Origin of the sequence: Aeromonas sp. L_1B5_3 (genome assembly GCF_963866575.1) — a bacterium.
Taxonomy (GTDB): domain Bacteria; phylum Pseudomonadota; class Gammaproteobacteria; order Enterobacterales; family Aeromonadaceae; genus Aeromonas; species Aeromonas jandaei.
In genome coordinates this window covers 1-12,815 of the sequence record NZ_CAWMDN010000132.1, presented here as the reverse complement: position 1 = coordinate 12,815, position 12,815 = coordinate 1, and the positions used below count along the sequence as shown (strand labels likewise).

23 protein-coding genes are annotated in these 12,815 nt (G+C 55.5%); 5 read left to right on the top strand and 18 right to left on the bottom strand.

The features are described 5' to 3' along the window. Positions 1 to 2: 2 nt before the first annotated feature. The 18 genes from AACR93_RS17045 to intI1 all read right to left on the bottom strand — a co-directional run bounded on the left by AACR93_RS17045 (position 3) and on the right by intI1 (position 8,853). A complete protein-coding gene (locus AACR93_RS17045) occupies positions 3 to 317 on the bottom strand; it encodes a hypothetical protein (protein WP_043851450.1) in 315 nt (104 codons plus the stop codon). A gap of 142 nt (positions 318 to 459) precedes the next feature. Continuing rightward, on the bottom strand, positions 460 to 768 hold the full coding sequence (locus tag AACR93_RS17040; protein WP_082044145.1) for a hypothetical protein: 309 nt from the start codon (positions 766 to 768) through the stop codon (positions 460 to 462). Positions 769 to 803: 35 nt separating this feature from the next. Then, entirely contained in the window at positions 804 to 1,145 is a 342-nt protein-coding gene (locus AACR93_RS17035; RefSeq protein ID WP_043851449.1) for a hypothetical protein, read from the bottom strand. Between the two features lies 1 nt (position 1,146). After that, a complete protein-coding gene (locus tag AACR93_RS17030) occupies positions 1,147 to 1,689 on the bottom strand; it encodes a hypothetical protein (protein ID WP_043851448.1) in 543 nt (180 codons plus the stop codon). A gap of 28 nt (positions 1,690 to 1,717) precedes the next feature. Beyond that, positions 1,718 to 2,044, bottom strand: a complete 327-nt coding sequence (locus tag AACR93_RS17025) for a type IV toxin-antitoxin system YeeU family antitoxin (RefSeq protein WP_043851447.1) — start codon at positions 2,042 to 2,044, stop codon at positions 1,718 to 1,720. After that, a complete protein-coding gene (locus AACR93_RS17020) occupies positions 2,041 to 2,403 on the bottom strand; it encodes a hypothetical protein (protein ID WP_043851446.1) in 363 nt (120 codons plus the stop codon). The genes AACR93_RS17025 and AACR93_RS17020 overlap by 4 nt, the downstream gene beginning before the upstream one ends. A 175-nt stretch (positions 2,404 to 2,578) precedes the next feature. Next, positions 2,579 to 2,794, bottom strand: a complete 216-nt coding sequence (locus AACR93_RS17015; RefSeq protein WP_043851445.1) for a hypothetical protein — start codon at positions 2,792 to 2,794, stop codon at positions 2,579 to 2,581. Beyond that, the gene (locus tag AACR93_RS17010; RefSeq protein ID WP_043851444.1) at positions 2,794 to 3,300 is read right to left on the bottom strand and encodes a hypothetical protein; all 507 of its coding nucleotides are present in this window, start codon (positions 3,298 to 3,300) and stop codon (positions 2,794 to 2,796) included. Before AACR93_RS17010 ends, AACR93_RS17015 begins: the two co-directional genes overlap by 1 nt. Before the next feature lie 118 nt (positions 3,301 to 3,418). Beyond that, on the bottom strand, positions 3,419 to 3,757 hold the full coding sequence (locus tag AACR93_RS17005; RefSeq protein ID WP_197077974.1) for a hypothetical protein: 339 nt from the start codon (positions 3,755 to 3,757) through the stop codon (positions 3,419 to 3,421). Between the two features lie 24 nt (positions 3,758 to 3,781). Further along, a complete protein-coding gene (locus AACR93_RS17000) occupies positions 3,782 to 3,973 on the bottom strand; it encodes a hypothetical protein (protein WP_043851443.1) in 192 nt (63 codons plus the stop codon). Then, entirely contained in the window at positions 3,970 to 4,467 is a 498-nt protein-coding gene (radC, locus tag AACR93_RS16995; protein WP_043851442.1) for a RadC family protein, read from the bottom strand. Before radC ends, AACR93_RS17000 begins: the two co-directional genes overlap by 4 nt. Positions 4,468 to 4,555: 88 nt before the next feature. Further along, positions 4,556 to 4,858: a hypothetical protein gene (locus AACR93_RS16990; protein ID WP_043851441.1), complete on the bottom strand. Its 303-nt coding sequence runs from the start codon at positions 4,856 to 4,858 to the stop codon at positions 4,556 to 4,558. Positions 4,859 to 4,867: 9 nt separating this feature from the next. Next, on the bottom strand, positions 4,868 to 5,293 hold the full coding sequence (locus AACR93_RS16985) for a DUF2787 family protein (protein ID WP_043851440.1): 426 nt from the start codon (positions 5,291 to 5,293) through the stop codon (positions 4,868 to 4,870). Positions 5,294 to 5,312: 19 nt separating this feature from the next. Next, positions 5,313 to 5,891, bottom strand: coding sequence for a hypothetical protein (locus AACR93_RS16980; protein WP_043851439.1), 579 nt, complete (start codon positions 5,889 to 5,891; stop codon positions 5,313 to 5,315). Positions 5,892 to 5,980: 89 nt separating this feature from the next. Beyond that, entirely contained in the window at positions 5,981 to 6,424 is a 444-nt protein-coding gene (locus AACR93_RS16975; RefSeq protein WP_052497091.1) for an IrmA family protein, read from the bottom strand. 42 nt (positions 6,425 to 6,466) lie between these two features. Beyond that, positions 6,467 to 6,910, bottom strand: coding sequence for a hypothetical protein (locus tag AACR93_RS16970; protein ID WP_082044144.1), 444 nt, complete (start codon positions 6,908 to 6,910; stop codon positions 6,467 to 6,469). Between the two features lie 75 nt (positions 6,911 to 6,985). Continuing rightward, on the bottom strand, positions 6,986 to 7,534 hold the full coding sequence (locus AACR93_RS16965; protein WP_043851438.1) for a recombinase family protein: 549 nt from the start codon (positions 7,532 to 7,534) through the stop codon (positions 6,986 to 6,988). Between the two features lie 305 nt (positions 7,535 to 7,839). Further along, entirely contained in the window at positions 7,840 to 8,853 is a 1,014-nt protein-coding gene (gene intI1 / locus AACR93_RS16960; RefSeq protein WP_000845048.1) for a class 1 integron integrase IntI1, read from the bottom strand. A gap of 168 nt (positions 8,854 to 9,021) precedes the next feature. Between intI1 and AACR93_RS16955 the strand changes: the two genes are divergently transcribed. From AACR93_RS16955 to AACR93_RS16935, 5 genes are all read left to right on the top strand, one after another. Further along, positions 9,022 to 9,654: a type B-3 chloramphenicol O-acetyltransferase CatB8 gene (locus tag AACR93_RS16955; protein ID WP_002075262.1), complete on the top strand. Its 633-nt coding sequence runs from the start codon at positions 9,022 to 9,024 to the stop codon at positions 9,652 to 9,654. Between the two features lie 57 nt (positions 9,655 to 9,711). Further along, positions 9,712 to 10,503 (top strand): ANT(3'')-Ia family aminoglycoside nucleotidyltransferase AadA1, encoded by a 792-nt coding sequence (aadA1, locus tag AACR93_RS16950; RefSeq protein WP_001206316.1) that lies wholly within the window; start codon positions 9,712 to 9,714, stop codon positions 10,501 to 10,503. A gap of 163 nt (positions 10,504 to 10,666) precedes the next feature. Further along, on the top strand, positions 10,667 to 11,014 hold the full coding sequence (locus AACR93_RS16945) for a quaternary ammonium compound efflux SMR transporter QacE delta 1 (protein ID WP_000679427.1): 348 nt from the start codon (positions 10,667 to 10,669) through the stop codon (positions 11,012 to 11,014). Next, complete coding sequence (gene sul1 / locus AACR93_RS16940) at positions 11,008 to 11,847, top strand: sulfonamide-resistant dihydropteroate synthase Sul1 (RefSeq protein ID WP_000259031.1); 840 nt, start codon at positions 11,008 to 11,010, stop codon at positions 11,845 to 11,847. Before AACR93_RS16945 ends, sul1 begins: the two co-directional genes overlap by 7 nt. Positions 11,848 to 11,974: 127 nt before the next feature. Continuing rightward, the gene (locus tag AACR93_RS16935) at positions 11,975 to 12,475 is read left to right on the top strand and encodes a GNAT family N-acetyltransferase (RefSeq protein WP_000376623.1); all 501 of its coding nucleotides are present in this window, start codon (positions 11,975 to 11,977) and stop codon (positions 12,473 to 12,475) included. The last annotated feature ends 340 nt before the right edge of the window (positions 12,476 to 12,815 follow it).

Here is a 12,815-nt window from a genome sequence, read left to right as displayed (position 1 = left end):
GATCAGCGATACCTCAGTTGAATGTTGATGCGGGTGCCGGGCACGTTGTGACGCAGGCGTATTCTGGTCAGATGCTCTGGGAGCTCGGTCAGGTTTGCCAGCCGTCCCCGATAGAGCCGGGAGAGATTGACGTAGTCGGGATGGCTCACGGTGATGGTCACCTGATGCCCCGGCTGCCAGCGGCCAAACAGGTGGGCTTTGGCTTCCCTGATGGTGGTGATGCCGGGCGCTGGTAACGTCTGCCGGTTGCGCAGATGCAGTTTGTTAAGCTCGGGGGCATAGCGATGCACCTCGAGCCCGGTGATAAGACGGGTCATGTTCGGTGACTCCAATGATGCCAAGGGCCAGCCTGAGAGGGCTGGCCCTTTATGCAGTGTGTAAATGAGCTGGGCTGGGTGGTCGTGTCTGTTGGTGCCGAAGCTGCAGAAAGCTGCCGGGCCGCAGTGACAGGCGCAGTGGCTAGTCGTTGTAAAACAGGATGTAGCTCACCCCAGCTTGTGTTGCTGCTGCGAGCAAGGGTTGTAACGTTGGCGGGTAGGCATCGAGCTCCATAGCCAGGTTCAGGGTGTACTCATAGGCGGAGTCATCCTTCACACCGACATGTTCATGGGAGGCCATACGCTTGACCCATTGCCATTCTGGTACCAGGTCTGCGTCATCGTAATCGCCGATGATGGAACTCATGGCGACATCCAGCATCTGCAGCACCGAATGGCCTGCCAGTGGGTTAGGTGTTGCATCGGTACTAACAGGTAGGGGGTTGGTCATTGCATCGTTCCTTGTTGTCTGGGTCGTGTTGTGCGTTACATCTGATTGATAACCGGCTTGCAATTGAGTCGGTACAACAGGTGCAGCGAGCCGTACTGGGCTACCAGTCGGTCTATTGCCATCTGGGCGCAGGCCGTTCTGCTGGGCTTATTCTCAGGGATTGCGTAACGCGCGGTGAGCCAGCCGCCGAGCAGTGCTATCCGGTAGCCACTCGGGATGTGGGTGAGCGAGGTGCCGATGCCCCTTCCGTGAATGAGAAAAGGCACAGCCTGGCCGCCGATGTCGATATCCATGCGCTGCCCCTTGAGCTCGAAAGTCGTGAGCTCGCCGGTTCGCGGATGTTTGCCTGGCACCTTGATGGCGATGTTCTTGGCCATTTCACACCTCCGGTTTGGCTTCAAAATGGCGGGTTACAACGCCCGCCTCCGGGTCGATGCTGATAAACGCCGGGGCTTGCGGGTGGTACTGATAGAGCCGCGCCAATTCAGCGCGAAACGCCTCAACGTTTGGCGCAATCACATGGCTGGTATCCCCTTCGGCGTAGGTAAAGGTCTCCAGCTTCTCTGTGTGAATCCAGATGCCGAAGTACCAAGCATCTTCCTCTGTGTCGTATTGCTGCCAACCTTGAGCCAGCAGCGTGCGGTCGTAGTAGTAGCGGTCTGCCTGATGGCTGCCACGGTCGATGCGGCAACCCGTCACGGTGAGCTCAAGCGGGATACGCCCTACCTTCAGAGCCTTCTTGACCCGGCGCAATGTGTGCCGTGCCTTGGTCTTCTCTTTACGCGGGTCGTAGGGGTTCAGCTTGCTGCCCACGTAGTTGAGGATCCCCTCGGCATTGGCGGCTGCATTGTGCGTCAGCGTGTGCAGCAGGGCGGTGACTTCACGGCGGGCCAGTGTGCCCACGTGATAGAACTTGTTCATGATATTTATCCTTGAAACAAACACCCCGCTAACTAGCGGGGTGGTAGATGTCGAGGTAGAGGTAGCCGTAGCTGCGCCTCGGACTGGCTTCACACACCCAGCCCTTGTGTTCAAGGCGAAACACCTCGTCCATGTCGGTGCATATCTGGTATGCCTTGGCCATCTTGGTTAACTCACGCAGGAAGTGCGGCAGCACCGTGTCGCACTCGGCCCGCCACGCCTCGTCTGGCTCGCCGTACATACCGGCACGGTCGCCCAGGAAATCAATATAACCACGTTGCAAAATGGCTCGAGCCCCCAGCTTGGGCAGGTTCGGGGTGCCCAGTCCCCATGTCATGTGCTCGAAGATGCTCATGTGTGGCTGCTCCAGTTTGGGTTGTCGTTGGTGCCGTGGTTGACGTAGGCACCCACAATGGTGCGTCTCCACTCCCCAACGGGATAGCCGAGGTCGTTGCACTCACGCTCCCACCACGCAAAGCTAATCTCGCGGGGCAGGTTGTCCACCATGTCCAGTGGACTCACGAACAGCGAGGTCTTGTGCATCGTTGGCACGGGCTTGATCTTGTCGGGGCCAGTGCGCTTGCCGGTCTCGTCATAGTCGTGTGCCCACTTCGGGAAGGTGAGCTGATAGGCAATGAGCCTATGCAAATCGCCATGTGCGCTCATTGCCTGAGCTACTGCGATCTGAGTGAAGCTATCGTTGAACTCGATCATGATGTTTCTCCATGAAACAAAAAGGGCCGCCAGAATGGGCAGCCCATGATTGAACTCTCCCTTTAGGGAGAGGATTAGTTCCTCTGCAGCGGGGTGACGTCGTCCCACGGTACGTTCTCCCACACCTTGAATAGCCTCTGCCAAGCGGCCTGGCTAAAGCTGTCGGTAAATTCAATCATTGTTGTTTCTCCATTTCCGCTGGTATGCGGTAAGCCGCTGCCAACAGCTCAAACTGTTCAACCAGGTAACTGATGCTGATGCCCAGTTCATCACTGACCCCATCCCCTAGACGGTGATGCAGGTGTGCCATGTCATCGGCGATACGTTGAGCTATCTGGGCAGTTGAGCTCGGTGGTGAGCTTGTCACTGTCAGAGTGATGGAAAGGTTCATCACATCTCTCCCCAAGGAGCTTGGTCCCACAGTGACAACCGAGTCAGCACGTCTTGCGCCAGCGCTTGCTGCAACTGCTGTATTACCTTCACCAGCCGTGGAGCCTGCTCGGGGCTCCCGCTCCATTCGCTCGATTGGTACAGGGCACAGCAGGTGAATTTGTAGAGGGCTACCAGTGCGGCATCGTTGAGTGGTGCCTGGTGGTAACGGTGGGCAGGTTTAAGCGGTCCCAGTTTGGTTGAGCCACGCTGGCGTGGTTCCTTCTGGTCTTGCTGGCGTCCTAACTGATAGCGATGCCAGACCGCCCGCCTGTTGGCGAGCATCATCAACCGTACCAACCGATCAACTCGCCATGTCCAGGTACTGGTCGTGTCTGCTGGCGGGAACCACCAGAGGGTGCGCAGCAACTCAAGGGTGTAGTGCGGTGGCATCGGGGCATTGCAAAAACGGTGCAACTGTACGGCAAAGGCCAGGTAATCCTGGCGGTCGATCATGAAGGCAGACATGGGGTGACTCCTTGAAATGCGAAAGGCCACCTTTGGTGAGGTGGCCCTGTGGGTTGTGTCGGAATATCCGGATCATGGTGTTGGCTCTAATGATCCGGGTGAACGATCGGTCTGTATGTTATTGCTGCGCCTGTTCTGCGTCTGGGTGAGCAACATCAAACAAGATGGCGTAGAGCGCACAATCAATGCCGTTGACGGCATCGTGATGCGGGTAATAGGGCGGTGTGTCTCTGGAGCGATCGAAGTAGTCGCCAAAGCAGCTGAGACACTCGCGTATCTCGATGGTGGAGCCTTGCAGCAAGGTCTCTTCAAACTGCTTGGCATAGGCCTCGTCATCATGGGCCTTGGTGACGGCCTTCTCCAGCAACGTCAGCGCATCTTCGTTGCTGACGGCTGTCAGGCTATGGCGCAGCTTCTCGAGGGTTTCCTCAAGGGAATAGGGATTGGGTAATCGCATGGTGCTTGTCCCTTCTTTGAGTAGCTAATGGCGTAGCTGATGCAGCAGCGCATCGATAGCCTCGATACAGTCAGCTTGGGTGAGCAGGTAGCCGTTAGGCAGGTGAGCCACGATGGCGGGCTCGGCCTGCATCTCGATGTTGTCAGCAAGCCAGCAGCGCAATTCGAGGAGGATATCGAGGGCGGTGAGGTGGGTTTTGCCTGGGGTTAGAGTCATAGTTGGCCTCTCTCGGCCAGCGAGACTACGCCCTCAGCGCCGACCACCAGATGGTCGAGCAACCGGACATCGACCAAGGCCAAGGCCTCTTTGAGGGTTTGGGTAAAGACCCGGTCAGATTGGCTAGGTTCCGGGTCACCGCTGGGGTGATTGTGCACCGCGATGATGGCCCCGCAATTGAGTAACAAGGCCCGTTTGACCACTTCCCGAGGGTAGATGCTGGCGCTATCGAGGGTGCCGCGAAACAGCTCTTCAAAGGCCAGCACGCGATGCTGGGAGTCAAGGAATAGCGCACCAAACACTTCATGCTCTCGGTCCTGCAGCAGGGTTTGCAGCCGCCCGGCGGCCTCTGTAGTACTGGTAATGGCGGTGCCTTTGGCCAGGCGTTTGCGAGCAATCTGGTTGGCGATGCGCAGCAGGTCTTGCTCGGTCACCGGTTCAGTGACGACATAAGTGCCGGGGCATTCCCCGGCTTTGAGTTTGTGGTAACGCATGGTGGTCTCCTGAAAAAGAAAGACCCCGGCAGCGCGAGGCAGACCGGGGCTAAATGCAGAGGTGTTGTTGGTTCACTTTGAGGGTAGTTCAGTTGACCGTCGTGATGGGGGCTGCCATGGCTGTGGGCTCACTCTTCACTGGCACCAGCGATTCGGGGACCAGTACAGTGAGGGGGATAGCGAGTGCAATACTCAGCCGTTCCGCCAGTTGGTAAGCCGGTCCTATGGTGTCGTAGTCAGCGACCCAGGTGGCTAGGGCCAGTCCGCTGGCTTCGACGGCCCGCAGGTAGACGCTGTAGCCCTGAACCGTCAGGCCGCTGTCACGTACCACCTGTATCTCTCCCTCTCGATTGATGGCCTCCAACTCAACGGCTATCGGTTGTTTGGGCATCATGCCTCCTCAGTCACCAGTGACGGTGACGGTAAAAAAGCCCAGCTGGGCGTAGGCAAGAAAACTGTTCTGCCACATGTTGAATAACTCTTGGGCATCCGCCATGGGGAGCGGTCCCCAGCCTTGCAGGTAGTGCTCGTTATCCAGGAAGTTGAAGTCGAGTTCTTTGCAGAGCTCGGTATCTTGTCCCAAGCCTTGGTAGCTAAAATCAGTGACGTAGTCGAATAGCCAACCATCAAGACCACGTATCAGCTGGATCTCGACCGGATGGACCCCACCGCTTTGAGGTTGATAGTCAGGGTTGCGAAAGCTGAAGGTAAGCCGGGTGAGTTGTTCAAGGTCGAAGTCATATTTCACGGCTTCCTGATTGAGTAGTACCAGCAGTGGCTCTGTCACAAGCAGGCTAAAGCCATCCCGGTGAAAAGGAATTGTCATGATGTATCCTCGTATCGATTCAGTCTTTGAGCCAATCCCATAGTTTGCTGACGCCATAGGCAGCAACGGCGCCTACTGCAAGAGGCGCTAACAGCGGGGCTGAAGCAATGCCGGTGATCGACACTACCGTCGCAGCAGCCCCACTACCGCCAGCAGTTGTGGCCAGAGTACTGGCAGCAAGCCCTGCGGTTGCACTGGTGGCCGCCTTGCCCAGCGTATGGCGGGCCACTTCGGCTGCCACTACCGTTGCTACCGCGGTCTGCAGCAGCTTCGGGGGATGCTGAACCCCTTCAATGCACCAGGTAACAAATTGTTCGCTAGTGGCAAATGGCTGGCCTTGTTCACCTTCATTGAGCCGTGCGTAGGCCCGCGTCAGGCTCTCCTCTCGACAGAACAGGCGTTGGACATGGGGCCAGACCTCAATAGCGTTGTTCTGGCTGAATTCAGCCAGCGAGGTCAACGCCAGTTGGCCTGAGTGCTCTCCGGAAGGGGATAGTCGACAGTGAATGACCAGGTCATGGCCAACAAAGAGGCCATGATGATGGCCTTCAGGCTGTGGTGTTACCAAGTGATCGCCAATAATGAAATGTCGTGTCATGGGATGATGATCCTCATCAAGGGTTGGAAATGAAAAAGGGCGTCACCATCACGGTGACGCCCTTTGGCTTTATTTTTTTTCTGAGCGGGCTACTTGCCGCCTACGGTGATCTTAAGTGGTTGATGAAACTCGGGTGTGAAGGTGGAGATTGGGAGCCGGGTAACTTGGTTATGTGCAAAGACTTCGGTCGCCTGAATAATGGCGATAGACTTGGCTTGCTCAACCTGTCCGCAATCAACCTCCGTAAAACCGCCACCATAACGAGTAGCGGAGCTCCCGCCGAACGATTCAACCTCCAGAGTTGATTCGGCCAGCGCTTTGCCCTTCTTATCATTAAACTGCAGCGTGATATACAAATGACCAAACTCGTCTGCCCCACCACTATCTAAAGAGAAGTGATACGCACAGACGCCTTGGTTTGCGTAAACGGTGTCAGTGTGCTGGATAGCGAGGTAGCGTTGCTCTTGCGCATTGCAGGCTAGGGCCGAAAATATCAGAGTCGAGGCCAATAAATACCGATGTATGTCTTTCATAAAAATCCTCGTAGCATTTACTCATATCTTAAAAGCATCTGGTTATTTACGCCCCAGATATCTGAATATTTCTTTGCCATTGTAAAAACCAACTAGGTCTTCCTCGTTTTTATACTTCTTGTTTGGTTGAAATTTGACAACAGTGCCAGGTCGACACATATCTTTCAGTGAAAGATTGAATTTTTCATCGGGTGTAATTGTATAACCAATGGCAATTTTGTGTGGAGAGCCAGCTGTGGAGATCCACCCCCACATACCAGCTTCACAGTCACCGAATGGTTGACTGCGCACAATGACCATAGAAAGATTACTTATTTCAGTTGCGATGCATTTTCTGTTTAAATTTAAGTGTGCGTTGCACCAAAATGGTTTCCCGGTTTTGTCCTGTACTAGTGCTGGCAGAAAACCGGTGAACGGTTCTGCCGCCTGAATTGATTGACTTCCAGACATAAGAGTTAGTAGTAAGCAAAATGTCAGTTTTTTCATTTTTTATCTCACCGAATAACTATGATCAAATAGATGTGTATGGCTATCGTCAGGAACGGTAAACCACACTATTTTTCAGTTGCTCTGAGACCTGAGAATGCGTTGCACACTGGAGATACTGATCCCCGTACGTTTTGCAATTTCAGATCTGGGTAACCCTTTGGCAACCAATGCAAGAACTTCATTACCTTTTGCCATTGCGGTAGGCTTACGGCCCTTATACACACCTCGTCGCTTGGCTAACTCAATACCTTCTGCTTGTCGCTCTAACATCAGCTCTCGCTCAAAAGTTGCGATAGCACCGATCATGGTGAGCATTAACTTGCCGGTAGGCGTCGAGGTATCGATCCCCAGATTCAATATCCGCAATGCAACTTGCTTTTGTTGTAGAAATTCTGATATTTCCAATAGGTGACGAGTATTACGAGCCAGACGATCCAGCTTGGTAACCATCATCACATCTCCCTCCTTCACATAATCCAACAGGAGAGTAAGTTGCGGTCTATCATCACTGGCACCGCTAACCTTCTCCTGGAAAACTTTATTGCATTCGGCCAGAGCTCGAAGCTGGACTTCCAGGCTCTGACCTCCCGTACTAACACGTGCGTAACCTATCAGTGCCATGGTCTCCTCCCGGTCAATAGGGCAAGGTACACTGACCCCCATGGTCAAAAGTCTCGAAGAGACCTTAATGACCAGAAAATGGAGGGAAATAGATGAAATGAGTTGTCGTTTTCAGAAGACGGCTGCACTGAACGTCAGAAGCCGACTGCACTATAGCAGCGGAGGGGTTGGATCCATCAGGCAACGACGGGCTGCTGCCGGCCATCAGCGGACGCAGGGAGGACTTTCCGCAACCGGCCGTTCGATGCGGCACCGATGGCCTTCGCGCAGGGGTAGTGAATCCGCCAGGATTGACTTGCGCTGCCCTACCTCTCACTAGTGAGGGGCGGCAGCGCATCAAGCGGTGAGCGCACTCCGGCACCGCCAACTTTCAGCACATGCGTGTAAATCATCGTCGTAGAGACGTCGGAATGGCCGAGCAGATCCTGCACGGTTCGAATGTCGTAACCGCTGCGGAGCAAGGCCGTCGCGAACGAGTGGCGGAGGGTGTGCGGTGTGGCGGGCTTCGTGATGCCTGCTTGTTCTACGGCACGTTTGAAGGCGCGCTGAAAGGTCTGGTCATACATGTGATGGCGACGCACGACACCGCTCCGTGGATCGGTCGAATGCGTGTGCTGCGCAAAAACCCAGAACCACGGCCAGGAATGCCCGGCGCGCGGATACTTCCGCTCAAGGGCGTCGGGAAGCGCAACGCCGCTGCGGCCCTCGGCCTGGTCCTTCAGCCACCATGCCCGTGCACGCGACAGCTGCTCGCGCAGGCTGGGTGCCAAGCTCTCGGGTAACATCAAGGCCCGATCCTTGGAGCCCTTGCCCTCCCGCACGATGATCGTGCCGTGATCGAAATCCAGATCCTTGACCCGCAGTTGCAAACCCTCACTGATCCGCATGCCCGTTCCATACAGAAGCTGGGCGAACAAACGATGCTCGCCTTCCAGAAAACCGAGGATGCGAACCACTTCATCCGGGGTCAGCACCACCGGCAAGCGCCGCGACGGCCGAGGTCTTCCGATCTCCTGAAGCCAGGGCAGATCCGTGCACAGCACCTTGCCGTAGAAGAACAGCAAGGCCGCCAATGCCTGACGATGCGTGGAGACCGAAACCTTGCGCTCGTTCGCCAGCCAGGACAGAAATGCCTCGACTTCGCTGCTGCCCAAGGTTGCCGGGTGACGCACACCGTGGAAACGGATGAAGGCACGAACCCAGTGGACATAAGCCTGTTCGGTTCGTAAACTGTAATGCAAGTAGCGTATGCGCTCACGCAACTGGTCCAGAACCTTGACCGAACGCAGCGGTGGTAACGGCGCAGTGGCGGTTTTCATGGCTTGTTATGACTGTTTTTTTGTACAGTCTATGCCTCGGGCATCCAAGCAGCAAGCGCGTTACGCCGTGGGTCGATGTTTGATGTTATGGAGCAGCAACGATGTTACGCAGCAGGGCAGTCGCCCTAAAACAAAGTTAGACGGCAAGAAAAGGTTCCACGAACTCTGATGAAAAACTACTTTAACAGCCCTTTCAAAGGGGAACTTCTTTCTGAGCAAGTGAAAAATCCAAATATCAGAGTAGGCCGGTATAGCTATTACTCTGGCTACTATCACGGGCACTCATTTGATGAATGCGCGCGATACTTGCTTCCAGATCGTGATGACGTTGATAAATTGATCATTGGCAGCTTTTGTTCTATAGGAAGCGGGGCTTCCTTCATCATGGCTGGCAATCAGGGGCATCGGCATGACTGGGCATCATCCTTCCCCTTCTTCTATATGCAAGAGGAGCCTGCTTTCTCAAGAGCACTCGACGCCTTCCAAAGAGCAGGTGATACCGTCATTGGCAATGATGTCTGGATAGGCTCGGAGGCAATGATTATGCCTGGCATCAAAATTGGAGACGGTGCCGTGATAGGTAGTCGCTCGTTGGTGACAAAAGATGTAGAGCCTTATGCCATCATCGGGGGAAATCCCGCAAAGCAAATTAAGAAGCGCTTCTCCGATGAGGAAATCTCATTGCTCATGGAGATGGAGTGGTGGAACTGGCCACTAGATAAAATTAAGACAGCAATGCCTCTGCTGTGCTCGTCAAATATTTTTGGTCTGCATAAGTATTGGCGCGAGTTTGCCGTCTAACAATTCATTCAAGCCGACGCCGCTTCGCGGCACGGCTTAATTCTGGCGTTAAACATCATGAGGGAAGCGGTGATCGCCGAAGTATCGACTCAACTATCAGAGGTAGTTGGCGTCATCGAGCGCCATCTCGAACCGACGTTGCTGGCCGTACATTTGTACGGCTCCGCAGTGGATGGCGGCCTGAAGCCACACAGTGATATTGATTTGCTGGTTACGGTGACCGTAAGGCTTGATGAAACAACGCGGCGAGCTTTGATCAACGACCTTTTGGAAACTTCGGCTTCCCCTGGAGAGAGCGAGATTCTCCGCGCTGTAGAAGTCACCATTGTTGTGCACGACGACATCATTCCGTGGCGTTATCCAGCTAAGCGCGAACTGCAATTTGGAGAATGGCAGCGCAATGACATTCTTGCAGGTATCTTCGAGCCAGCCACGATCGACATTGATCTGGCTATCTTGCTGACAAAAGCAAGAGAACATAGCGTTGCCTTGGTAGGTCCAGCGGCGGAGGAACTCTTTGATCCGGTTCCTGAACAGGATCTATTTGAGGCGCTAAATGAAACCTTAACGCTATGGAACTCGCCGCCCGACTGGGCTGGCGATGAGCGAAATGTAGTGCTTACGTTGTCCCGCATTTGGTACAGCGCAGTAACCGGCAAAATCGCGCCGAAGGATGTCGCTGCCGACTGGGCAATGGAGCGCCTGCCGGCCCAGTATCAGCCCGTCATACTTGAAGCTAGACAGGCTTATCTTGGACAAGAAGAAGATCGCTTGGCCTCCCGCGCAGATCAGTTGGAAGAATTTGTTCACTACGTGAAAGGCGAGATCACCAAGGTAGTCGGCAAATAATGTCTAACAATTCGTTCAAGCCGACGCCGCTTCGCGGCGCGGCTTAACTCAAGCGTTAGATGCACTAAGCACATAATTGCTCACAGCCAAACTATCAGGTCAAGTCTGCTTTTATTATTTTTAAGCGTGCATAATAAGCCCTACACAAATTGGGAGATATATCATGAAAGGCTGGCTTTTTCTTGTTATCGCAATAGTTGGCGAAGTAATCGCAACATCCGCATTAAAATCTAGCGAGGGCTTTACTAAGCTTGCCCCTTCCGCCGTTGTCATAATCGGTTATGGCATCGCATTTTATTTTCTTTCTCTGGTTCTGAAATCCATCCCTGTCGGTGTTGCTTATGCAGTCTGGTCGGGACTCGGCGTCGTCATAATTACAGCCATTGCCTGGTTGCTTCATGGGCAAAAGCTTGATGCGTGGGGCTTTGTAGGTATGGGGCTCATAATTGCTGCCTTTTTGCTCGCCCGATCCCCATCGTGGAAGTCGCTGCGGAGGCCGACGCCATGGTGACGGTGTTCGGCATTCTGAATCTCACCGAGGACTCCTTCTTCGATGAGAGCCGGCGGCTAGACCCCGCCGGCGCTGTCACCGCGGCGATCGAAATGCTGCGAGTCGGATCAGACGTCGTGGATGTCGGACCGGCCGCCAGCCATCCGGACGCGAGGCCTGTATCGCCGGCCGATGAGATCAGACGTATTGCGCCGCTCTTAGACGCCCTGTCCGATCAGATGCACCGTGTTTCAATCGACAGCTTCCAACCGGAAACCCAGCGCTATGCGCTCAAGCGCGGCGTGGGCTACCTGAACGATATCCAAGGATTTCCTGACCCTGCGCTCTATCCCGATATTGCTGAGGCGGACTGCAGGCTGGTGGTTATGCACTCAGCGCAGCGGGATGGCATCGCCACCCGCACCGGTCACCTTCGACCCGAAGACGCGCTCGACGAGATTGTGCGGTTCTTCGAGGCGCGGGTTTCCGCCTTGCGACGGAGCGGGGTCGCTGCCGACCGGCTCATCCTCGATCCGGGGATGGGATTTTTCTTGAGCCCCGCACCGGAAACATCGCTGCACGTGCTGTCGAACCTTCAAAAGCTGAAGTCGGCGTTGGGGCTTCCGCTATTGGTCTCGGTGTCGCGGAAATCCTTCTTGGGCGCCACCGTTGGCCTTCCTGTAAAGGATCTGGGTCCAGCGAGCCTTGCGGCGGAACTTCACGCGATCGGCAATGGCGCTGACTACGTCCGCACCCACGCGCCTGGAGATCTGCGAAGCGCAATCACCTTCTCGGAAACCCTCGCGAAATTTCGCAGTCGCGACGCCAGAGACCGAGGGTTAGATCATGCCTAGCATTCACCTTCCGGCCGCCCGCTAGCGGACCCTGGTCAGGTTCCGCGAAGGTGGGCGCAGACATGCTGGGCTCGTCAGGATCAAACTGCACTATGAGGCGGCGGTTCATACCGCGCCAGGGGAGCGAATGGACAGCGAGGAGCCTCCGAACGTTCGGGTCGCCTGCTCGGGTGATATCGACGAGGTTGTGCGGCTGATGCACGACGCTGCGGCGTGGATGTCCGCCAAGGGAACGCCCGCCTGGGACGTCGCGCGGATCGACCGGACATTCGCGGAGACCTTCGTCCTGAGATCCGAGCTCCTAGTCGCGAGTTGCAGCGACGGCATCGTCGGCTGTTGCACCTTGTCGGCCGAGGATCCCGAGTTCTGGCCCGACGCCCTCAAGGGGGAGGCCGCATATCTGCACAAGCTCGCGGTGCGACGGACACATGCGGGCCGGGGTGTCAGCTCCGCGCTGATCGAGGCTTGCCGCCATGCCGCGCGAACGCAGGGGTGCGCCAAGCTGCGGCTCGACTGCCACCCGAACCTGCGTGGCCTATACGAGCGGCTCGGATTCACCCACGTCGACACTTTCAATCCCGGCTGGGATCCAACCTTCATCGCAGAACGCCTAGAACTCGAAATCTAACGTCCGTTCGGGCATCGAGGTCCATGTCGGGGTGGGACGGGCCCGTGGCTTCAAGATCACTTGCAGTCCGACCGCGATGTCTTGGTTGCGCGAGAGGTTGTCGATATCCTCCACTTCCATCATCAACCCTGGATAATGCCGCCGCCGTCATCGCCGCCGACGCCCGTGCCGGGCTTTTCGGGCCTGTCAGGCTTGCTCGGCCTTCAGCCTGCCTGGGCGAGATCTCCGGCGGACGGATTAACGGCGGAGCTTCGCCGCCTTTCGTGCGTGTGAAGGCCGAAGATAGTTCTCTCAAAAACATCCGTTTATGAGAGATACCAAATGTCATTTTCAGAAGACG